Raw genomic sequence first — 21,826 nt, 5'->3', positions numbered from 1 at the left:
TAAAAGAGAAAAAGTCAACTATCTATATAAAAAATATAGATAGTTGGACGATTCATTTATTTAAAAAGACAATTAATCTTGTATAAACGAAGCAAGTGCCTCTAATAACACTTCTTGTGCTCCTACAATTTCTGTCGGCATTGCTTCCCACTTTTTCGAAAGCTCCGTTTCTACCCTTATTCTTAGCTCCGAATCCATTTCTTCTAGCACATATTCTTTCGTCGCTATATCAACATCAAGTAGCGCAAGTGCATATAATTCTGGATCATTTATTTTTTTAAATAATTGTTTCAATATAGATGGTGCTATATGTTTTAATTTTTCAATATGAATTTCCTTATCCGAAAACAGTAACTCATATTGAATAAACGTAACATTTTCTTTAATCACTTTAAAATAGCAATTATTTTTTTTATCATTTACAAAATAACCGTTCGGATCTGCAATAATACTCTCTACTTTACGAATTAAATCTGGCAAACTACTCGCCGCCATTACAGTCCGCTGCTCAACCTCACTTGGCGAAATGAATGTAACGCGATACTTATTTTGCGCCATCCTCCTCACCTCTCCTTTTATAGAAATCTATCGTCACATACTATTGAAAGGCACTGGTTTGCCATAAAACGATTAACCATCCCAGTAACCTTCCATAGATCCATTTTTGCAACTACACTTCACTTACAACTTCTCAAACTACTCTAGTAGCTCTCCATATCTCTGTCCTTACACATCGGTCGAGCACCCAAATAGGCACTGACCGCTACCACATACCGCCAGATCCTCTCTCAAAACCTAGAAAAGGCTTTTAAAAGCTTTTTAAGAGCTTTTCAATAACTCGATGTTATTGAACCAAAATGCAATCTGCTGATCCGTTATCCCTGATAGTGTAATAAAAAACTCACGGCATTTCATCTCGTCCTTAAACAGTTGATACTTCCATTCTCCTTCGCTACCAACACTTACGAAATAAAATTCATGAATACGGCCAATGATCGATTGCTTTTCACCAAATGAATATGCAGGTACTTGCTTAATTTCAAATTGATCCGGTAAATATATATGCTCTTCTCGTTCCATTTTTAACACTTGCTCTGCAAGTTCACGTTTATTTTCGAAAAAAGGCAATTGTAAAATTCGTTCTTGTCTTGTCATACGAATAGAAAACCCTTTCTACTACATTACAAATTTTCTTTATTATATATTATCGAATTAAGTTTACAACTTCATTTAATACTTCATCTGACACTTTAATTACTTTCGCATTTCCTTGGAAGCCGCGTTGATAAAGCATTAAATCAACGAATTCTACAGATAAATCTACGTTTGAACTTTCTTTTGCTGACCCTCGTACATTCCCTGCACCATTCTCACCAGCAACACCTACCCCTGGAATACCCGCTGATGGTGTCGCAACATAATTTCCATTCCCAGTTTTCATTAATCCACCTGAATTCGGGAATGTAGCTACAGCTAGTTGTCCTACAACTTTCATACTACCATCCGAATATTTCATCATAACGAAACCACCGTCTGAAATAGAATAGTCATTTGCAATTGCAGCTGGGCGCCCCGTTACTTCTGTGGTAGAAATAGTTTTCCCTGTCGGATAATTTGTTAATCCGCTTAAATCAAGTGTTAAACCACCACCAAAAGGAATTTGAACAGATCCACCTTTAGTAATTTCACCAGTTACTGGATCTTTTTGTACAGCCTCATCTGTCTCCTTTAAATTTCCTAATGTATCAAATTTAAGATTTTTTTCGCCCGTCATACCTTCGACAGGCTTAAATTCTTTTTCGTTTTTAGAATCATTCCTTACAGAAACTGTATATGTATATTCGCCTGGCACTGGCTTTTCAACTTCTTTACCATCTACAGTCTCTTTTGTAGTCTTTTGTTTAATATTTACACGCAACGTTAACGAGTTCCCTTCCGCATCAAAAACTGTGAATTCGTGAGATAATGCATTTTGGTTTCTAGGAAGGTTTCCGCCTATTGTCGCTTTATCTGTTTGAATCCCACCAACAGCTGATCCCATTGGAATATGAATTGGGCTTGGTCGTGAAGAAAAATCTACTTCTTGTGTTCCTGTTTTTACACCATAACCCAGTACATACTGTCCACCTGTATTTGTAACATAGCTATCTTTCGATACACTAAAAGAGCCTTTTCTCGTATACTCTACATTTCCAGCATTACGATCACCAACTAAAAACAAACCGTTTCCTTCTATCGCTGTCTCCATCTTATCACTAGTTAAAGTAATAGAACCATCACTAAAATCTGTAGATGTCCCACTGAACTTTACACCGTTACCAATACTCTTTGGATTCGTACCAGCATAGGCACCATCACCACGTGAACCAACCGTATTATTATATAGCAAATCATCAAAAATAGCCTTTTGCTTTTTATATCCAACTGTTTGTGCATTTGCAATATTATTTGAAGTAACACTTAATGCATTTTGTGCTGCATTCATCCCTGTAATACTTGTATATAACGCTTTAATCATAAACTTTGTACACTCCTTTTATTAATCTGGCTTAACCTCTTCATTTTTTTCTATATCATCTTTCTTCTCATCTTCCGGATTAGTTTCTGTTATCGGTTTATCAGAAACCCTTTCTATGAAACGAAGTGAGACAACTTGATTATCAACAATAAGTTGCACATCGTTATTTTCAGCAAGTCGAACTGTTTCCACTTGACCAGTCACTTGCTTTCCATTATTGCTAACACCTCTAACGTACTTTCCTAAAAACTTCATCCCTCCATCAAGAGCCGTCGAATACATCGTTGATTGCAGTTTATCTACTGCTTTCGTCATATTCTGTACTTGCTCCATAAGCGATAGCTGTGCTGTTTGGTTCATCATTTGGTTCATATCCATCGCATTAAACGGGTCTTGATGTTGAAAGCTTGCTAAGAAAAGTTTCAGGAAATCATCTTTATCCATAATACCGGGTGTTTTTTGAGTACTTGCTGATACTCCGTTTGCTTGTTGAGCTGTCGACTGTGCACCAGTAACAGATGCGTTTTTTGTTTGTGCTCCTGCTTGTAACGGAATATGATTTGTACTCGTTGTATTTAATCCAACTGTTGGCACACTTTATTCCTCCAATAATCCCGCAAATTCTTTTGCATGTTGTTTTTCATGTTTCGTACTTGCTAATTTTTGTTTTTGTCTTTGCTCTTGTTCTCGTTGTTCTTTTCGATTTTCATCTTTATCTGAATAGCTAATTTGAATATTGATTTCTTTTTCTTTTAACTTCAGTCTCAATTCATCGAAAATGATTTCAACACGTTTTTTCGCATCGTGTTTTTCCATTTCCACATGAACATCAATTTGATCTCCATGTTTTTTCATAAACACTGTTAATGTACCAAGTTTTTCTGGATTTAACTGGAACAAAACACGCTCTTGTTTCACTACAAACTTTTGCAGTGCTTCTACTTGTGCTTCCATTTTCTTTCCTAAGTCAGGCAATGAAACTTTCTCAGCGCCACTATTGGATTTTCCTACTTGCTCGGTACTCGTTGCTTTATTTAATAACTCCGCACCCGCAGAACTTGCATCGTTGAATACATCACCTTCTGGCAACTCTACCTTTACATCATCGCCCTCAGCTTTCGGAAGATCTCCATCTAATTCTTTGGACTCTTCTTGTTTCTTTGCAATATTACAAGTTTCTGTTTCTACCACTTTCAATACTTGCATCGTTTGCTCTGGCATCGTCACTTTATCTAACACCATTTGCATTGTATCTTCTAAACATATAGCATTTTTGATATTCATATTTGAAAGGAGCTCTTGTAACTGTTGTAATTCAGCTGCAGGTAATTCGTTAAGTTTTATATTTCCATATTCTTTATACAGCTCTTGTATTTTTTGTATGTATTGATATAACAATTCTGGCTGCACACGTAATTGTTCAATTGCAACCATTTGCTCAGATACAGCTAATAACAACTGTTCTGTCTCTTTTTTTTCTTCTTTCTTTACAATTGGCTCTTCTTTCGTTACTGATTGTTTAGAAAGAATATATTCTTTTTTTTCTTCTTTTGGTGCTTCTTCTTGTTTCATTTTCTCCGTTTTCGGCTGCTTTTTATTTTCCATTCTCATCGTACGATCGAATGAAGAATCTTCACTTTTTGATTGTACTTCTAGCCCTTTTTCTTTTTGCGGAGGTAAACTTTGTTGCACCGGTAATACAGACTGTATCACTATATTCACCTCATCCATTCATACACATTTTCAAATCAAGAAGCATTTTTTCTTCCTGCTTTTCTCGTACTTTAGCAAGCTTTCTACAACCTTCTTGATACATCTCATCAATGACACGTTCTTTTTCTTTTACTTGTTCTAAAAGGCTTTCATTTTTTTGAATAAAATCTTCCGTTTTTTTAATTTTCCGATTCCATTCTTCTATTCTTTCAGGTGAAAACGTATGTGAGGAAAGCATACCTGCCATTATACGTTGCCCAGTTTGTACGACTTTACTACGCGATTTTACTACATATAAATCATATTCTTTTTTTTGTTCTATTTTTCTTTTTTCAGCTGTTAATTCATACACTTCTTTCAAAATCTGTTCTTTTTCTTGATTTATTTGCAATTTTATCGTGTCGTACTGCTGCTTATCCACCTGTTTTAATAGCCCCTTCCTATTATAACGCTCTCTTTTTCTATTATATAGTTTTTTTCCAAAAAAATCTGTGAAATATTAAAAAACAAAAAAATAAGACCTCTTGGGCAGAGGTCTTATACGATATGGTGCATTGCTTCAACAATATCATCAAATTGGAAACTATCAGATCGACCTTGTTTTAAAAACGTATTTATACCTTCTACTTTGTTTTTACATTCAAAAATATAAGCATTTTCTGCATTTTCTTGAATCGTCCCTAATTTAAAATACAATTCATTTTCTTTATAAACAGATAAGATTTTTCTCATTTCATTTGCAAGTTGCCAATGGTTAGATGACACGATTTCTTCCATAATCCTACTTACTGAATCTAACACTGAAATGGCAGGGTAATGACTGAGCGTTGCAAGTTCACGTTTTAATACAATATGTCCATCTAAAATACCACGTGCTAAATCTGGTACAGGGCCGTTTAAATCGTCTCCATCAACGAGTACGGTATAGATACCTGTTATAGATCCCTTTTGCGTTTTCCCGGAGCGCTCTAACAGCTTCTTCATATAACTTTCCATTAAGAGTGTTTTACCACCGATCGGCAACTCTTTAACTGCAATATCAACACTTCTACGTGCATCAGCAAAACGAGTAACAGAGTCCATCATAAGTAGTACGTTATTGCCTTGGTCTCGGAAATATTCAGCAATAGATGTTGCAAGCTTAGCTGCACGAAGTTGCATAAGATGACTTTCATCTGACGTCGCTACAACAACGACGCTTTTCTTCATGCCTTCCTCGCCCAATTCTTTTCGAATAAAGTCCTTTACTTCTCGGCCACGCTCTCCCACTAAACTAATAACGTTTATATCAGCTTTTGCATTTTTAGCAATCATTCCGAGTAAAGTAGATTTACCAACACCTGATCCAGCAAAAATACCAATCTTTTGACCGATACCAATTGTTAGCATAGAATCAATAGATTTAATTCCCGTTTCAAATACGTCAGTAATCTCTTCACGTTCAAATGCATGAATAGGCGGAGCATCTAACTTTATTTTTTGCAATGGCATGTTTTCAGCGTTCTCATTTAACACTTCACCATTTGCGCTTAACACTTTTCCGAGCAAATGATTACCACGAGGTATAACAACATCTTCTGCAATTAATGTAACTGAATCTCCGTAACATACTTTTTCTGTCTGTTCAAATGGGAGTAACATATTGTTTTCTTTTTCAATTGCAATTACTTCACATAAGACGCTATGTTCTCCAACGAGGCAAACATCACCGATTTTCGCCTTTGGTCCTTTCGCTACGAAAAACTGCTCTTGCACACTATGAACTTTACCGACTTTCGTATAAAACGGTGTTTCAATAAATGTATTCCACTTTTGGTTTTCATTCATTAACAGTCGATTCATACATTTTGCCCCTCAAACAACTTCTCTTCTTCCCATTTCTGGCGAAGTTTCGCGAATACGGGTGCAAATTTAAATTCAAAGAACTCTTTCTCTTCTTCTAGAACAAATTCACCAAACTGTAAGGAGAAATCATATTTCCATTCTACTAATTGTAGCAACCAATATTCTTTCGTATTTTCCTTCTCTTCTTGAATACGTTCAAATGTTTCGGGATGTACGGTAATGACTAACTTTTCAAACGAAGTAGGCAACGTTTGAACGATACCAGTTAAAATGGGTAACACATCAAGCAATCGTGAATCTACCGCTTGATTTACAATTTTTTCCGCTAGATGGAAAGATTGATTCCATAATAACTCTGTCCATTCATATGCTGTTTCTTGTTGTTCTTTTTGAAACTGCATACGTGCTGCTTCCATCTGTTCCATTTGTTCATGAATATGCATTTGAAATTTCTCTTTATCTTGCAATAGCTGTTGACGCTCTCTTTCTAGCGTTTGCTGTTCTTTCCTTAGTTGATTCATTTCCATATGTAACGATTCTTGTTGCGCGCGAAGTTCTGCATGATCAACTTGTAATTCTTCCTCTTTTATATGAACTGCGGCTGGCTTTGGGAATTGTAATTCATACGTTTCTTCAGAAAAAGAAACAGAATTCTTCGGAATTCTGTTTTTAAATAAGGACATCATCTTCACCTCTTTGAACGATAATTCTTCCTTCTTTCTCTAGCTTTTTCACTGTACCTGTAATCGTTTGCTGTGCCTTTTCAGCATCCGTCATCTTAAGCGGTCCTAAACCATCTAATTCTTCTAGAATCATCTCTTTACGGTTTGAAGACATACATGTAAATAATTTCTCTTTAATTTCTTCTTTTGCAATTTTAAGTGCTTTCGCAATAACACCGTTATCTGTAATTTCTTCTAATACACGACGAAGTGCAAGAGCTTCAAGTCCGAGTAAGTCTTCAAATACAAACATGTTTTCTTTAATTTTCTCAGATAGCTCATAATCCATTTCATCCAGCTTTTGAAAGACTGTTTTTTCAACACCTCGTGAAACATTATTTAAAATGTTTACTATTGTTTTCAAGCCATCTGTTTTATTAATTGCATTAAATGCCATATTATTTAATTTTGATTTTAATAATTCAACAAAGTTAGAAGTATCGATCATATTATTTCCGAGATTCCAAATCTGTTGTCTACCGCCAATACCTGTTATCGTTCCTGCCATATTTCTCACTCCTTATTCTTTACATGTAGTCTAAAATACTCGTTTTACTCATCGTACTAACCGCTTTAAGCGTAGCTTCATACGTCGCATTAATATACGCTAAGTCAGAAATCGCTACCGCTAAATCAACATCTTCAATTTCTTTACGATTTTCTTGAAGTGCTAGATTTTGTTCACTTAAAATTGTTTTAAACGTCTCCATTGTGTTCATTGTCGAACCAACTTCAGTTGTGCGATTAATGATGCCATCTAAGTTTTTCTTATTTTCTCCTAATAACGGCTGTAATGCTTTTTGGTCACCCTTTTGCATCGCTTCACTCATCTGTTTTAACGTTTTTATAACAGGGGATAATAATGCTTCGCCGTTACGAAATGCTTTTAATTCATAACCGTCATTGAGTTGCCAGTTCACATCATTTTGTCCACCTTGATACGTACCATCTTCTGTAAATGGTGGCTTCTCTGCACTATCACCACCGAAAATATAACGACCTTGCTCTTTCGTATTCGCTAAATATACAACTTGTTTTAAAATTTGATCAATCTCTGCACCGATGGCCTTTAATTCTTTTTCACTATTCGTTCCATTTAACGCTTGTACTGTTAATTGATCTGCTCTTGTTAAAGATTTAAAAACACCTTGTAAAGTATTTTCAGTTTGTGTTAATACATTTTTCGAATCCGCTAAATCTTTTTGCATTTGTTCAATATTCGCCAATGAATGCTGAATCGCAAATGACTTACTTGCTGCAAGTGGATCTTCACTCATAAAAAGGTTTTTCTTCCCTGAAGTTACTTGATTTCGGTGGTATTGTTGTTGCACATTCAAATCCATTAACTGATTCTTTGCCCAGCTTGCATTTTGAAATGTAGATACTCTCATTTCTATCTCCTCCTTATATATTTCCAATCAATTACTATCACTTATCGAATAATCGAAAATAAACTATCAAACACTTCATTCATCGTAGTAATAGCTTTAGAGTTTGCAACGAAATATTTTTGGAAGGCCATTAAATTAACCATTTCCTCTTCCATATTAACGCCTTCAACACCCATCTTTTCTTGCTGAATCCCCTCTAATAAATCTCCATGAATTTTTTGATAAGCATTCACTGCACTTTTATCAGATGCAACACCAACTACGAATTGGTCTAATGCTTGTTTATAAGAAAGACCTTCTTTATAATTCCCATCTGTAATTGCTGCTAGTTTATTTGCTGTTTCAGCTGATATTTTCATTTTCGAAACATCTTTTGCAAATTCAGGGTTTAATTTCATATCTTTCGCTTGATCTCCAACGAAGAAATCTTTCCCCATTACTGTGTTCACTTCATTCTTTACAGAACTCATTAGTTCTTCAAGGTTTTTCTTATAACTAGCAATCTTCGCTTTTGTATCGATCGCTGATTGGATTGCTCCACTAGTTAAAGGAATTTCCGAACCGTAAATTTCAGCAGTCATTGGTTCTTTTTCTTTATTTAATTGAAGTGGATATGTATCTTGTCCATTTACTGTTAAAACACCATTCATTCTAACACTCGCGATATTAGGATTCATAGATTCATAAGACACTTCTATATTTGCATACTTAGACATTTCTGTAATGATACGATCACGTTCATCTAAAAGTTGATTCGGCACTTGTGTACCTGCTTGTCCAATTTTTTTATTCGCTTCCGCTAAACTACCAGCAAGACGATTAAATTCATTGACATGCGCTTCAATATCTTCTGTCGTTTGTGCTTCTGCTGTATCTAAGCCTTTCGCTAGACGATTTACTTGACTTGTAAACTTCCCAGTTTCAGAAATTAATGTATCATAGTAATTTGGTTGTTCTGGATTTTTTGCAACTTCACGAAAGGCATTAAAGAAGCCATCCATTAAACTAGATAATGAATTCTTTCCTGTCGTTCCAACCATAGATTCTACACGTGATAAAGTCGAATTCATGTAGTTATAGTATGAGAGTTGGGATAATTGATCGTTAAACTGTTTCGTCTTCACTTCATCTGTAATACGGTCAACACCTAACGTTTGTACACCGTAACCTATTTTTTGTTCCGGTGAATAGCCATGACTTGCTCCAGCCGATCCGTAATTCACCATTTGACGCACATAACCAGGCGTATGAATGTTAGATAAATTTTGTTTCGTCGTTTGTAATCCCATTTGTGCCGCTAACAAACCCGATAGCGGCGTATTATAATCAGATAGTCTCATTATGTTTCACTTCCCCTTTACAATAGTTCGTTCATAAAGATTTGTGAATTATTGTTTCGCTCTAAATTATATTCAGAAACGGAATCCACAATACTTTCTGTAGTTTTTAATAGTACGTTTAAGTAATATTGATTTTTCAAAAGAATCATTTTTACATTCTCTTCTAATTCAGCTACATTTTTTTGTAATTCTTCCATTTTTCCAATTTCTTCATGAGAAAAATACGAAAATAACGCACTTACGCGAAATGATTCCACGCCCTGTTCTTTACAAAACTGAACAACCATTTCTTCAAATGAACTTGATAACTTTTTTAAACCATCAATATACTGCAATTGCTCTACTTGTAACTTTTGAACTGCATTTACATTTTTATGCTTCAAATTCTCATATATTTGTTCACCGAGCGTTTGAATATTTTCATATGCTTTTTGAATAATAACGAGCTTTTCATATAATTGTATGTACATATAGCTTCCTTCCCTTTTACAAGACTAAATTTACAATTAAACCGTGGATTTCTCCAATCTGATTTAACATTTCTAAATGTCCCGTTTTCGTATTAATTAAATTCATAACATCTTCTAACTCATTTAATCCCATTTCCGCCTGTTTCACAATCGTCATTTTCTGTGAATATCCGTAACGCGGATGACGAGACATAACATCTTTATATTGCAATACATTATCTACGTAAAAATTCAAAAATGATTTTACTGTATTTTTGTATTCCATTACATTATCAAGCGTTAATTCCATTTCAATTTTCTCTTTAATTTCTCCAATGTTATCGACAAATGCTTCCATTTGTTCTAGCAATTTATCTTTTTTCGGATCTGCATGCAAATTATCCGAAAATGCAAGTCCTGTCCTGACATTTGCTTCTTTCGGCATTTGAGTAGCAGGCGGTATATGCGATAAAATTGGATTATGCGAGATCGAACGCAGCATATATATCACCTATTTATTTTTTTATTTCTTCCTAAACTTAATCGTAAAATCCAGTTATTTATAATTATACTCTGAACACTAATATTTTGCAGTTATTTTTTATAAAAGATATGTTACAATTTAGCATGAGGTGGCACAAATCTATGAATATTTTTCTTTGTGGTTCAAATCAATTAACAGCATTAGATCAGGAAGAAATAAAAAAATTTTTAACTGACTATGCTCACAAACATAAAATTTACATATTATGTTATAAATCTATTGAAAATGAGATTCTTCGTTTTTTCATTGAAAACGAAAGGCTCGCTCAAAATTTATGCCTTTACACGCTACAGCCGTTACAAGTATTAACAGATGAATTTCAAGAGGTCGTTGATTACTTAAAAAGACACGGAGCCGAGTATGTCGCTTTTGATCATCCTTCCGACTCCATTTACCGATCAGATTATATGTTTTTTGTAAAACAAATAATCGAAGATACCGATTTAGTTCTCTGTTTTTATAATGGGGACAAGCATACATCTGTCATTCCCGTTGACATTGCAAAAGATGCAGGAATTGATGCTGTTATTTATGATTTACCAGGTTTACATGAAAAACAGATGAAAAAAAACTTTGAACAAAAAATCCGTATGATGTAAAGGGGGAGGCACAATATCGTTATTGTGCCTATTATAAATATGATAATTGAACAAGATTATGATCATTTTATCGCGAGTTTTAAACAACAATTCAATATGGATATCGCTTCATATAAACAAGATAGAATGCGTCGTAGGATCGATGCTTTTATTTCGAGAAAGGGCTTTGTGAACTACACTAGTTTTTTAAATAATTTACGTACCGATCAAAATTTATTTTTAAGTTTTATCGACTATATTACAATTAACGTTTCGGAGTTTTTTAGAAATAAAGAACGTTGGCAAACGTTAGAAACGAAAGCACTACCAAAATTACTCGAACAAAATAACGGAAAATTAAAAGTATGGAGTGCCGCTTGCGCTGCTGGTGAGGAACCATATACACTCTCTTTAATCTTATCGAAACATTTATCTCCATTTCGTTTTGAAATCCAGGCAACAGACCTTGATTTTCACATTTTAGAAACTGCAAAACGCGGTCAATATACAGAACGTTCTTTAAAAGAATTACCTATCGATTTGAAAGAGCGTCATTTCACAAAAGAGAATGAAATATATTCATTACATCAAAACATTAAACAAAACGTGACGTTCAAACAGCACGATCTTTTAATGCAGTCGTTTGATACAAATTATGACTTAATCATTTGTCGTAATGTAATGATTTACTTTACTGAAGAAGCAAGGGTAAAACTTTATGAAAAATTTAGTCGCGCTTTACGAAAAGGCGGCGTATTATTTGTTGGTAGTACTGAACAAATTTTAACACCTGAACGTTATAATCTTCAGCGATTTGATACATTCTTTTACGAAAAAATATAAAAGAGGTCGTCACAATGTAAAGTGACGACCTTTTTATATAACTCGAATTAAAATAATAGCAACAATCCATGCAAAGAGAAAAAGAAACGTCATAGACCATTTATGTTCTTGCATCGTATGTTTCAAAGCCTGTGATAATTGTGTCATATTCATTTCTGCAAGTGCTCTCCATACGCTTACATCCCGCTCTTTAGCAGTGCGATCTGTAACGCTAATTAAAATGGTTTCGTTAGACAATTTCGTTATATAAGCAGTAATAACCGTTACCATTAAATTTATATTTCCTTCTGACGAATCACTTTCTACTCTAGAAATAAGTGCACTTACATCTAATAACGGAATATGTACCTTTCTACCAAATGATAGTTGTACTTCTGCGAAATCATACGTTCCATCTAACAAAGGAAGTTCTTTTATATGCGCTTGCTTAACAAGTCCTTGCAAGCTTCTCATTACTTGTTCAAATATTTTATCTGTTTGCTTTCCTTCTCCAGATAACGTATGTAACTTTTTAAAGAGTTGCAATACTGTATCCATCTCTTTAGAAAGCATTTCCTTCATAACCTTTCCATCACCTAAACTTGCAAGCAAAATACCTATTTCATTATTTTTCGTAATAATTTTAGACTGTCCAGTAAACACTAAATTACTACGCTTTCGTTCTTTCTGAATTTCATGTTCCGAAATAGCTGCAGGCTGTTTTAATGGTTGTAGCGTCTTATCTTCAATTGTCGTACGTTTAATTTCCATTTAAGCGCCTCCACTACTATGAAATACTTAGCCCCATTCTTTATTACTCTTTAAAACTAAAAATAGTACGAATAAACCTGACATGATAGTAAATACATTAGAAGCTTCTATTCCCTGTTCACTTTTTGCTTCCTTCTTCTCTTCTGGCTCTTCTTTTTTTTCTTTCTTTTTAGAAACGACTTGATTGTTATTTTTATTATCTTTATCTTTTTGAGCCTTCGCTTTATTTACTTCCTTGTTTTCTGTGAGAGGCTCTTTTATAAAATAAGTAATTTTATCTTTCTCTATCAATGGTTCTTTTATAAGATCATTTACTTTCTCTTCTTTTTTTGGAATTTGAACAACTGGCGGTTTTTCTTCCAGAAGCGGGATTTCTACTTTCGAGTCTTCCTGCTTCTCAGTTTCTTTCTCATCCGTTTCTTTCTTATCCTCTAATTTATCTTCATTCTCTCGTTCTTCTATCTTTTTATCATCTTCTGTTTTTTGCTCCAAAACAGAAACGATATACTCACTTTCCTCAACCAGTTTATTGCCGGCCGCATCCACTATCTCTACAAGTAATTCGTATGAGCCAATTGGCAACGCATCCGTTATTTCAAATACCTTTTGCCAATCCATATCGCGCTTATTGTAATCTAATAAAAATGTAGTCTCTTTATTTTCTTTCCCCTTTAATGTCACGCGGACCTCTTTCACAACTGTTTCTTTGTCTGCCGCCTTCACTCGCACACGTATAGAATCACCTTGTTTCCGTTCAATTACCTTCTCTTTCGCTTCCTCAATAGTAACTTTATGTAACTTCGGCAATTCTTTATCTATAGTTGGTGTTTCATTATTTATACGAATAAGCGGGACTTTCACTTCATTTTCAGTGAGTTCTTCTTTCTCATTTTCTTTATAGCTTTGAATGATCTGCAAGTTCCAATCACCTTGCAAATCAAAAGTTTCGACCTTGTAGTTAGCAATCCATCGCTTTGTTTCCTCTTCATACTTAAACGCTAGCATTCTTTCTTGTTCATACTGATCGCCGTTTTTTGGCAAGCGCAAAATACCTTTTATACTTTGAACATTTTGCTCTTTCGGCTCTACAATAACCAGCACTTCTTCGCCAACTTTTAATTCCGGCTTATTTACTGTAATAACCCCTTGATCCGTCTCTATCTTTTTTTCGACCTCTTGTTCATTTGCTACTTCTTGTTGTTCCTCTTTACCTTGATTCACTTCCACTTGCTCTGGCCGCTCTTGCACTTCTTTGTTTTCTTCTTGCATATTCACTTCATTTATTTTTTGAGCTGGCTCAATTTGTTCTTCCGCCTGAATTTGCAGAGGGACGAACAGACACATATGTATGAATAACCAGCTCATTAGAAAAAACTTTACGTTTTTCATTTACTAATTCAAACTCCTATTTTAACGACTTATAGCGATTTCGTCACTTTTACTCCGAAAAATCCATCTACATTTACAAGTTCACCATACGCCACTAATACATCATTTACATAAATACGAATTGGTTCGTCAATATCCTCATCTAGTACAACTGCTTCATTCTCTTGTAAACTTAAAATATCTTGAATTGTTTTCACTGTGCTTCCAAATACAAATTTCACGTTCATCTCTACATTTTGTAGGATGGATGTGTCCATATATACTGGTTCCATTTGTTTTACTTCTTTAAATTCAATAGGTTGCACAACAGGTTCTATAATTTTTTCTTCTTCAATTTCTTCCGTAACAATCTCTTCTTCCTCTTCCACCATTGGATATAGAAGTCTTCTTACCATTTCTTTCGCTTCTGAAATCGGTAAAATTTGATACATTTTCGATTGAAGCAGGTCGCCAATTTCAAGGTTGAACGTAATTTGAACGAGTTCGTCCACTTTCATTGACTCTCCCAAATATTCCATTTCTTCTTTTAACGTTACGAATTTAACATTTGGTGGTGTCATGTCCATTTTTTCTTGAAACATTTCTGACATCGCCGTTGCAGCATGTCCCATCATTTGGTTCATGATTTCTTTAATACCGCTCAGTTCTAATTCACTAAGCTCCTTCTCTGGATCAACTTCCCCTGTTCCCATCATCATTAAATCTACCATTGTTAAAGCGACATCTTTCGTAAATACGAATACATTCTCATTCTTTAGTCCTTCAACAAAATCAACATTTAAAATAACAAACGGGACTGGTACTCCGTCATAATGACGAACATTGATTGATTCTACATTGGGCGTACTAATTGTAACTGGCTGATTTAATAGTGTTGACAATACTGTTGAAGCGGAACCAATTGAAATATTTGCAATTTCACCAAGGACATCTTTCTCTTCTTGAGTTAAATGCTCTTTTTCAACTTGTTCTTCTACAATCTCAGTTTCCACTACTTCTGCTGGCTCATCTTTTTCTTCTACTCCACCAGATAATTGCATTAATTTATTTACCATTTGTTTCGCATGTTCAACTGAAACAATTTGCACAAGTTTAGAGTTTACAAGATTATCTATCTTTAAATCAAACGATACTTTAACAATCGTTTGATTCCCATCAATCTCAGAAATTTTCTCCATTTCTTCTGATAACTTTACAACTTTAATTGTCGGCGGAGACATATCTACTGTATCTTGAAAGAATTCTGACATAGATGTAGCTGCGAACCCCATCATTTGATTCATTGCTTCTTGTACAGCACTTAGCTCTAATTCACCAAGTTCTTTTCCGTCTTCCACTTCACCTGTTCCCATCATCATTAAATCAGCAATGGATAATGCAACATCTTGCTTAAGGACAAGAAGGTTTTCCATATCTAATCCTTTTGTAAAATGAATGTTTAATACAACGTGTGGAACTTCGACGTCGCTTGAATCATATAAATCTACCAATTCTATGCGAGGAGCAGTAATGCTTACTTGCCTATTTAAGATTGTTGATAATACAGTCGAAGCTGAACCAAATGATATATTTGCAATTTCGCCAAGAATATCGCATTCTTGAGGCGTTAAATGCTCATTTTCTTTTTCTAGCACAATTGTGCTCGTATCCCCTTTTGTGTGTTGCTCAGGCATTTTCTCTGCCTCCTCATTTCTGTTTTTCTATCAAATGATATAAACTCTCATTTTATTTTAACAAACTTATTATATAAAACGTTAATATGTATTTATTCCCATTTTCAAATTAGTAACGATTAACCAAAAAGCTCCCCAATTGTATACAAGTGGGGAGCTTTCCTTCATTCCTATTATAAACCTTCTGGGTTTAAAATGAGGACCACTCGTCCATCACCGAGAATTGTCGCACCAGAGAAATAATTAGAACTCTCTGCAAAGAAGTCACCTAATGACTTTAGGACTATTTCTCTTTGACCGATAATTGTGTTTACAATAAGTCCATAGCTGCGATGTGTATTACGAACAATTAACACAGGAACCATTTGACCATCATATGACGCAAACGCCTCATCTACTGTTTTCTCACCAAATACAGTACTTAAATGCTTCACTTCAATAATTTGATTACGGTAATTTAACACATCTTTTCCTTGTAAGGATTGGATGTCTTCTCTCTTAATCCGAATTGCTTCAACAATATTACCAAGAGGGAAAGCATAACGTTTATCATTCGTTTGAACAAGCATAGATTGAATAATGGACAACGTTAATGGCAGTTCAATTCTAAATGTACTACCTTTTCCTTCTTCAGAATCAATAATTAAATGTCCACCTAAACTATGAATCGTATGTTTAACTACATCTAATCCAACGCCACGCCCAGAAAGATCTGATACAACTTCAGCTGTACTAAATCCTGGTTGGAAGATTAAATCAAATACTTCACGGTCCGTTAATTTATTTGCCTCAGATTCTGTTACAACACCATTTTTAATCGCTTTTTCTAATACTTTTCCTTTATGAATACCGTTTCCGTCATCCGTAATTTGAATTACGACATGATTTCCACTATGGAACGCTTCTAATTTAATCGTACCTGTCTCATTTTTACCTGCATCACGACGTTGTTCAACAGTCTCAACACCGTGATCAATTGCATTACGGATTAAATGAACGAGTGGATCACCGATTTCATCAATAACAATTTTATCAACTTCAGTATCTTCACCTGTAATTTGTAAATCGATTTTTTTCCCTAAATCTTTCGCTAACATACGTACCATACGTGGGAAACGATTGAAGACCGTTTCAATTGGTACCATACGCATGTTTAGTAGTACATTTTGAATATCTTTTGAAATATCGCCTAATCGATTTAAATGCTCAATTAACTCCTTATTTTGAATCCTTTGTGCCAATTCATCAATGCGCCCACGTTCGATTACACTTTCTTCAAACATATTCATTAATCTTTCGATTTTCTCTAATTGGACACGAATTGAACGATTCTCCACTTTAGCATTTTTCGTCTTCGCATTGCTTTTAGCTGATGTAGCACTAGCAGGTTTCTTCGATATTTCTTTAGTTGATTCCACCTGCGTAGCCACTTGTTTAACTTCTTGTACCACTTCTTGTGTAGCCAACTCTTCCGAAACTACTTCTTTTGATGTATGCCCTTGCTTCACTTCTACTTTCTCAATTTCAGAAACATGAAGCACTACTTGTTTTAATTCTTCTTCACTTTGATCAGTATCCATAAATACTGTGAACTCAAACCCGAAAGCATCTGCTTCAATTTCTTCAATACTTGGAACTGTTTTTTGTACATTACCTACATTTTGCAGTGCTTCAATACACATAATTGCGCGTACTGCTTTTAAAATAGCTTGTTGCTCAACAGTTATATGCACTTCATGTGAAACTGCATCATCATTATTTATAAGTTCTTGCTCAATATATTCCACAGGAGTTTCTACATTGCCATTCAATAATGCTTCTAATTTCTGCTTAGTTGTAATCACATCAATATTGCCCATTCCGCCTTGTTGCACATCTGCAACCATCTTCTCTAAATTATCAATGCACTCAAAAATCACATCAATAATCTCCGCATGTACAACTATATTCCCATGACGAATTTCATCTAAAACGTTTTCCATTTTATGCGTTAAATCCGCCATTTCCGTAAATTCCATACTCGCTGACATACCTTTAAATGTATGGGCTGAACGGAATATTTCTCCCACAACATCCATATCGGCAGGATTTTGTTCTAAAGTTAGCACATTTTCATTTAGCGATTGTAAATGTTCTTCTGATTCCTCAAAAAATATATTTAATAGATCTGTTTGCATTTTAATCCCCTACCTGTCTAACAAACATTTCATTTATGTATAACAATTTAGTGTTTTAAAACAAGAAAAAAGGGGGCCACACGCATATCCGCTATCAATGTTTAGATTCCTTGTGGCACCCCTTCTATATTAGCTGTTTGCTACTTTTGTTAAAGCTTCAATTACTCGATCCGCTTGGAATGGCTTTACAATAAAGTCTTTTGCTCCACCCTTAATTGCATCTAATACCATACCTTGTTGTCCCATTGCAGAACAAATAACAACTTTTGCACTTGAATCAATTTTAATAATTTCTTTTAATGCTTCAAGTCCGTCCATTTCTGGCATAGTAATATCTAATGTTACAATATCTGGTTGAAGTTCTTTAAACTTCTGAATTGCTTCTACTCCATTCTCTGCTTCACCAATAATTTCAAATTCAGAATTACTTTTTAATAAGTTTTTAATCATCGTTCGCATAAACATCGCATCATCTACAACTAAAATTTTATGTGCCATTCTTTTTAATTCTCTCCTTCTATGTATAAGTATATCTTAATATTTCATCTTATCATTCTCACTCATTATACAAAATAAAATGATAAAATTTAATATTTTTTAAAAAGAATTTTCGTATTTTTATTATTTTATTATTAAAATGATAATATACTATTCTTTTATGTAAATGACAACGCGACGGTTTTTCTCCCAATTTTGCGGTGTATCATTTGGTACAACTGGCTTTGTGTCTGCATATCCTACCGCAGCTAGCCTTTTATCATCCACATTATACACTTCGATTAAGTGGTGAATCATATTTGCTGCTCTTGCTGAAGACAACTCCCAGTTAGAAGGGAATTTGTCATTATGAATAGGTCTACTATCTGTATGCCCTTCCACAACAATCGGATTTGGTACGGATTGGAAAAACCCAACTAATTGACTTATTATCTCTTTCGCTTCTGGTTTAACGTTCGCGTCACCCGTATCAAATATTAAATTATCTACTATAACGACGCTTACTCCCGTATCCTCTCGATATACATTCACTTGACTAATACCGTTATTATCTACATATGCTTTTAACTTTTTATATAATTCGTCCATTCTCTTTTTAGAGACCATTTTTTCATCATTTTTTTCATGTGAAATATCTGGTATTGTATTTTCCATTACTTTTGCATCTACTTGCTCCACATCACTAAACTTTTCAAGCATCTTCGACAATTTTACTGCATCCTGCTTTGATGTAGCAACTAGTAATACAAAGAAAGTTAATAATAACATCGTTAAATCTGTAAAAGTTGTCATCCAACGAGGCGATCCCCTTTGCGGTCGTTTTATCATCACCTTACCACTCCTTGAAATATTAGGCTGCTCGTTTTACTTTTTTTATCTTTGTTTCGTATACGTATGTATCCAGTTTTAACTTTAATTTAGAAGGAATTTGTCCACGATACAATTCTGAAATTGCTTCAATAACAAACTTCTTCTCTGTATATAAATCCTCAATACCACGATACACTTTTTCAGCAAGAGGGATTGCAATCATATTTGCAAGTACTGATCCATATAATGTCGTTAACATGGCAACTGCCATCCCTGTACCAATTTGCGATGTATCTTGCAAGTTTTGAAGCATAATGATAAGACCGATTAAAGTCCCTATCATGCCCCAAGCTGGAGCGAAATCGCCAATTTTATCTAATAACACTGCTCCTTTTCTTAACTCATATACTTCTGTTTCAATATCTTTCATTAATACTTCTTTTAATTCATCTTCATCGTAACCACTTAACATTAATCGAATTCCTTTTTGAATAAAAGGATTGTCTACTTGCTCTCCATCAACTTCTAAAGAAAGCAGGCCATGTTTTTTAGACTTTTTCGAAAAATCAACGAACAAATCCGTTAACTGTTCTAAATCTGCTTCTCTTCTATGTAAAACAGTAAAAATACTTTTCGTGTATTTTTTTATTTCTCCAAATCGATATGCCACAACAATTGTCGCTGTTGTTCCCCCTATGACAATTAAAATAGATGAAACATCTAAAAAGTTTTTAAAAGCTTTTATTCCACCGCCACCAATCATAATTGCCGCTATCACTATAGCAAAACCTACTATAATGCCAACTGGGCTAGAAATGTCAAACTTCCTTTTTCTTCTTTGTGGTCTAGCTAATCCTTGATTTTCGTCTCCCATATTCCTGCCCTTCCCTTTTCATTTTTATAAAACATTTTTTTATTTTAATAATGCGTTTTCACATATAATATGTATTATACGCTTATCATCTATTTATCGCAATATACTCATAGAATTGACACATTTTATTTCCATATTAGAATTACAGTATAGAAATATGAGGAGGATCACGATGGAACATAACATTTTACAAGTCATTGCACTAGCAGAAAAACTAAAGTATGAAATGCGACATAGCTGGCTTTCTAATGGCCGTCAAGAAAGTGTTGCTGAACATACGTGGCGCATGTCTCTAATGGCCATTTTAGTTGAGCCTTATTTAGATCAAAAAGTAAATATTGAAAAATTACTTAAAATGGTTATTATTCACGACCTAGTCGAGGCAGAAGCTGGTGATATTCCTGCTTTTGATACAATGAATAGTCATGAACTACAATTACAAAAACAAATAAATGAGCAAGAAGCCATTTTAAATATTAAACGCACATTACAAGGTTCTCTCGGTGAGGAATTATATGATTTATGGATGGAGTTTGAAGCGAAAGAAACGTACGAAGCAAAAGTTGCTAACGCACTTGATAAACTTGAGGTGAAAATTCAGCATAACGAAGCTGATATTGATACGTGGCTACCAATTGAGCATAAAATGACATTCCAAGTAGCAAAGCATACAAACTTTGATTCTTTCCTATCTAAATTACAAAAACTCATCGAGCAAGATGGAGAAAAGAAATTACTAGCTGCCGGCATTGACGTTGAAGCTTGCAAAAGATAATGAAATAAGACACTCAATATGAGTGTCTTATTTCATTATTGTTGATACAGCCTGCTTGTAAATAAGTTGTTGTTTTCCATCAACTAACATTAAAACAGTAAATTTGTCTATCGCAACAATTTCTCCTATTATTCTAACGCCACTCTTTAAAAAGATTGTAACAATACCTTTTTCTTCTTTTATTTGTTTATACAGCTCTTCTTGTAAATGTTCCAAATACTGTTCTCTCCTTCTTTTATGAAATATCTTAATATAAAAAACTACAAATTATTTATTTATGTACTTTATCTTTTACATTCATAAACTTATTAATTAGTATATCTAAATCTCGGCTAAATAACAAAACTTTATCATGATCCAACCCGTGTCTAGCAACAAGTTGAATTAGCTCTTTCTTTTTGTTTTCTATTTTATTATGTAATTTTCCCATCTCCATCTCTTTACTAAAACTCCCTTTTCCCATAATATTACTTGTAAAATTATAGTACAAATCCTCTCATAAAAAAATATAAAAATGGTTTTTTTTACAATTTTTATGTTTTTTTATGAACAAATTGCAAAATATATAACGATTCATTCATACATCCCTAGCTCAATATACACTTAAAATGACCACACAGGCGTTTGTCTAATTACAAAAGAGACTGGCTCCTTTTCCACACAAAAAACATACTGTATACAGTAGTCCATGAATTATATAGATTAACTTATTTAAAAGGAGGAAAACATATGAGCTATGGTGGAAGTTGCGCTGGTTTCGGCGGTGGATTTGCTTTGCTAATCGTACTATTCATCCTTCTAATCATCATCGGATGTAGCTGTTGGGGTGGCGGCGGATACGGATACTAATATATCCTATCCTTAACAAATGAATGAAAAACTATACGAAAACAGCTCAGATTTGAGCTGTTTTTTCATACTTTCGTATGAATTTATA

Annotated in this window: 25 protein-coding genes and 1 pseudogene; 4 read left to right on the top strand and 22 right to left on the bottom strand. The window is 34.2% G+C overall.

The window, feature by feature from the left end; translation table 11 throughout:
• Nucleotides 1-72 precede the first annotated feature (72 nt).
• The 13 genes and pseudogenes from ACQVV1_RS13730 to ACQVV1_RS13670 form a co-directional block, all read right to left on the bottom strand.
• A complete protein-coding gene (locus ACQVV1_RS13730; protein ID WP_000068322.1) occupies nt 73-558 on the bottom strand; it encodes a hypothetical protein in 486 nt (161 codons plus the stop codon).
• A gap of 261 nt (nt 559-819) precedes the next feature.
• On the bottom strand, nt 820-1,155 hold the full coding sequence (locus ACQVV1_RS13725; protein ID WP_000198173.1) for a DUF3964 family protein: 336 nt from the start codon (nt 1,153-1,155) through the stop codon (nt 820-822).
• 49 nt (nt 1,156-1,204) lie between these two features.
• On the bottom strand, nt 1,205-2,518 hold the full coding sequence (gene flgE, locus ACQVV1_RS13720; RefSeq protein ID WP_147808374.1) for a flagellar hook protein FlgE: 1,314 nt from the start codon (nt 2,516-2,518) through the stop codon (nt 1,205-1,207).
• Nucleotides 2,519-2,539: 21 nt separating this feature from the next.
• Nucleotides 2,540-3,112 (bottom strand): flagellar hook assembly protein FlgD, encoded by a 573-nt coding sequence (locus ACQVV1_RS13715; RefSeq protein ID WP_001143481.1) that lies wholly within the window; start codon nt 3,110-3,112, stop codon nt 2,540-2,542.
• A 3-nt stretch (nt 3,113-3,115) separates the two neighbouring features.
• Nucleotides 3,116-4,231, bottom strand: a complete 1,116-nt coding sequence (locus ACQVV1_RS13710) for a flagellar hook-length control protein FliK (RefSeq protein WP_309259935.1) — start codon at nt 4,229-4,231, stop codon at nt 3,116-3,118.
• A 10-nt stretch (nt 4,232-4,241) separates the two neighbouring features.
• Nucleotides 4,242-4,652, bottom strand: coding sequence for a cytoplasmic protein (locus ACQVV1_RS13705; RefSeq protein ID WP_070168636.1), 411 nt, complete (start codon nt 4,650-4,652; stop codon nt 4,242-4,244).
• A gap of 116 nt (nt 4,653-4,768) precedes the next feature.
• Nucleotides 4,769-6,073 carry a flagellar protein export ATPase FliI gene (gene fliI, locus ACQVV1_RS13700; RefSeq protein WP_097949030.1) on the bottom strand — a complete coding sequence of 435 codons (1,305 nt, stop codon included), beginning with the start codon at nt 6,071-6,073 and terminating at the stop codon, nt 4,769-4,771.
• Nucleotides 6,070-6,759, bottom strand: coding sequence for a FliH/SctL family protein (locus ACQVV1_RS13695; RefSeq protein ID WP_431168984.1), 690 nt, complete (start codon nt 6,757-6,759; stop codon nt 6,070-6,072). The genes fliI and ACQVV1_RS13695 overlap by 4 nt, the downstream gene beginning before the upstream one ends.
• Nucleotides 6,746-7,222: pseudogene (locus tag ACQVV1_RS13690) on the bottom strand (FliG C-terminal domain-containing protein); the annotation flags it as partial. The pseudogene ACQVV1_RS13690 and the gene ACQVV1_RS13695, both read right to left, overlap by 14 nt.
• 103 nt (nt 7,223-7,325) lie before the next feature.
• Nucleotides 7,326-8,189, bottom strand: a complete 864-nt coding sequence (locus ACQVV1_RS13685) for a flagellar hook-associated protein 3 (RefSeq protein ID WP_001266426.1) — start codon at nt 8,187-8,189, stop codon at nt 7,326-7,328.
• A 41-nt stretch (nt 8,190-8,230) separates the two neighbouring features.
• On the bottom strand, nt 8,231-9,529 hold the full coding sequence (gene flgK, locus ACQVV1_RS13680) for a flagellar hook-associated protein FlgK (protein ID WP_431168983.1): 1,299 nt from the start codon (nt 9,527-9,529) through the stop codon (nt 8,231-8,233).
• 17 nt (nt 9,530-9,546) lie between these two features.
• Nucleotides 9,547-9,999, bottom strand: coding sequence for a hypothetical protein (locus ACQVV1_RS13675; protein ID WP_431168982.1), 453 nt, complete (start codon nt 9,997-9,999; stop codon nt 9,547-9,549).
• 16 nt (nt 10,000-10,015) lie between these two features.
• Complete coding sequence (locus ACQVV1_RS13670; RefSeq protein ID WP_000946323.1) at nt 10,016-10,480, bottom strand: YaaR family protein; 465 nt, start codon at nt 10,478-10,480, stop codon at nt 10,016-10,018.
• A 143-nt stretch (nt 10,481-10,623) separates the two neighbouring features.
• On the opposite strand from ACQVV1_RS13670, the gene ACQVV1_RS13665 reads away from it, so the two are divergent.
• Together ACQVV1_RS13665 and cheR are read left to right on the top strand one after the other, a co-directional pair.
• Nucleotides 10,624-11,121 (top strand): flagellar motor switch protein FliG, encoded by a 498-nt coding sequence (locus ACQVV1_RS13665; protein WP_098201784.1) that lies wholly within the window; start codon nt 10,624-10,626, stop codon nt 11,119-11,121.
• 39 nt (nt 11,122-11,160) lie between these two features.
• The gene (gene cheR / locus ACQVV1_RS13660; RefSeq protein WP_431168981.1) at nt 11,161-11,943 is read left to right on the top strand and encodes a protein-glutamate O-methyltransferase CheR; all 783 of its coding nucleotides are present in this window, start codon (nt 11,161-11,163) and stop codon (nt 11,941-11,943) included.
• A gap of 33 nt (nt 11,944-11,976) precedes the next feature.
• On the opposite strand, the gene ACQVV1_RS13655 is transcribed toward cheR, so the two are convergent.
• The 7 genes from ACQVV1_RS13655 to ACQVV1_RS13625 form a co-directional block, all read right to left on the bottom strand.
• Nucleotides 11,977-12,693, bottom strand: coding sequence for a hypothetical protein (locus ACQVV1_RS13655; RefSeq protein ID WP_242251272.1), 717 nt, complete (start codon nt 12,691-12,693; stop codon nt 11,977-11,979).
• 27 nt (nt 12,694-12,720) lie between these two features.
• A complete protein-coding gene (locus tag ACQVV1_RS13650) occupies nt 12,721-14,082 on the bottom strand; it encodes a transglycosylase (RefSeq protein WP_431168980.1) in 1,362 nt (453 codons plus the stop codon).
• 29 nt (nt 14,083-14,111) lie between these two features.
• Nucleotides 14,112-15,755 carry a flagellar motor switch protein gene (locus ACQVV1_RS13645; protein WP_431168979.1) on the bottom strand — a complete coding sequence of 548 codons (1,644 nt, stop codon included), beginning with the start codon at nt 15,753-15,755 and terminating at the stop codon, nt 14,112-14,114.
• A gap of 173 nt (nt 15,756-15,928) precedes the next feature.
• A complete protein-coding gene (locus tag ACQVV1_RS13640) occupies nt 15,929-17,932 on the bottom strand; it encodes a chemotaxis protein CheW (RefSeq protein WP_431168978.1) in 2,004 nt (667 codons plus the stop codon).
• Nucleotides 17,933-18,061: 129 nt separating this feature from the next.
• Nucleotides 18,062-18,430 (bottom strand): response regulator, encoded by a 369-nt coding sequence (locus tag ACQVV1_RS13635; protein WP_000940570.1) that lies wholly within the window; start codon nt 18,428-18,430, stop codon nt 18,062-18,064.
• A 150-nt stretch (nt 18,431-18,580) separates the two neighbouring features.
• A complete protein-coding gene (locus ACQVV1_RS13630; protein ID WP_431168977.1) occupies nt 18,581-19,258 on the bottom strand; it encodes an OmpA family protein in 678 nt (225 codons plus the stop codon).
• Nucleotides 19,259-19,280: 22 nt separating this feature from the next.
• A complete protein-coding gene (locus tag ACQVV1_RS13625; RefSeq protein ID WP_431168976.1) occupies nt 19,281-20,114 on the bottom strand; it encodes a flagellar motor protein MotP in 834 nt (277 codons plus the stop codon).
• 172 nt (nt 20,115-20,286) lie between these two features.
• Between ACQVV1_RS13625 and ACQVV1_RS13620 the strand changes: the two genes are divergently transcribed.
• Nucleotides 20,287-20,889, top strand: a complete 603-nt coding sequence (locus ACQVV1_RS13620) for an HD domain-containing protein (RefSeq protein WP_309259927.1) — start codon at nt 20,287-20,289, stop codon at nt 20,887-20,889.
• Between the two features lie 27 nt (nt 20,890-20,916).
• Here ACQVV1_RS13620 and hfq read toward each other — a convergent pair whose 3' ends face one another.
• Both hfq and ACQVV1_RS13610 read right to left on the bottom strand, forming a co-directional pair.
• A complete protein-coding gene (gene hfq, locus ACQVV1_RS13615) occupies nt 20,917-21,105 on the bottom strand; it encodes an RNA chaperone Hfq (RefSeq protein ID WP_000400657.1) in 189 nt (62 codons plus the stop codon).
• Nucleotides 21,106-21,160: 55 nt separating this feature from the next.
• Entirely contained in the window at nt 21,161-21,379 is a 219-nt protein-coding gene (locus ACQVV1_RS13610; protein ID WP_002096752.1) for an aspartyl-phosphate phosphatase Spo0E family protein, read from the bottom strand.
• 239 nt (nt 21,380-21,618) lie between these two features.
• Here ACQVV1_RS13610 and ACQVV1_RS13605 point away from each other — a divergent pair, with 239 nt between their 5' ends.
• Entirely contained in the window at nt 21,619-21,738 is a 120-nt protein-coding gene (locus ACQVV1_RS13605; protein ID WP_000120179.1) for a YjcZ family sporulation protein, read from the top strand.
• Nucleotides 21,739-21,826: the final 88 nt, after the last annotated feature.

Origin of the sequence: Bacillus basilensis (genome assembly GCF_050630465.1) — a bacterium.
GTDB classification, from domain to species: Bacteria; Bacillota; Bacilli; order Bacillales; family Bacillaceae_G; genus Bacillus_A; species Bacillus_A basilensis.
The sequence above is the reverse complement of the archived record's forward strand: the minus strand, read 5'-3'. Positions and strand labels throughout refer to the sequence as shown.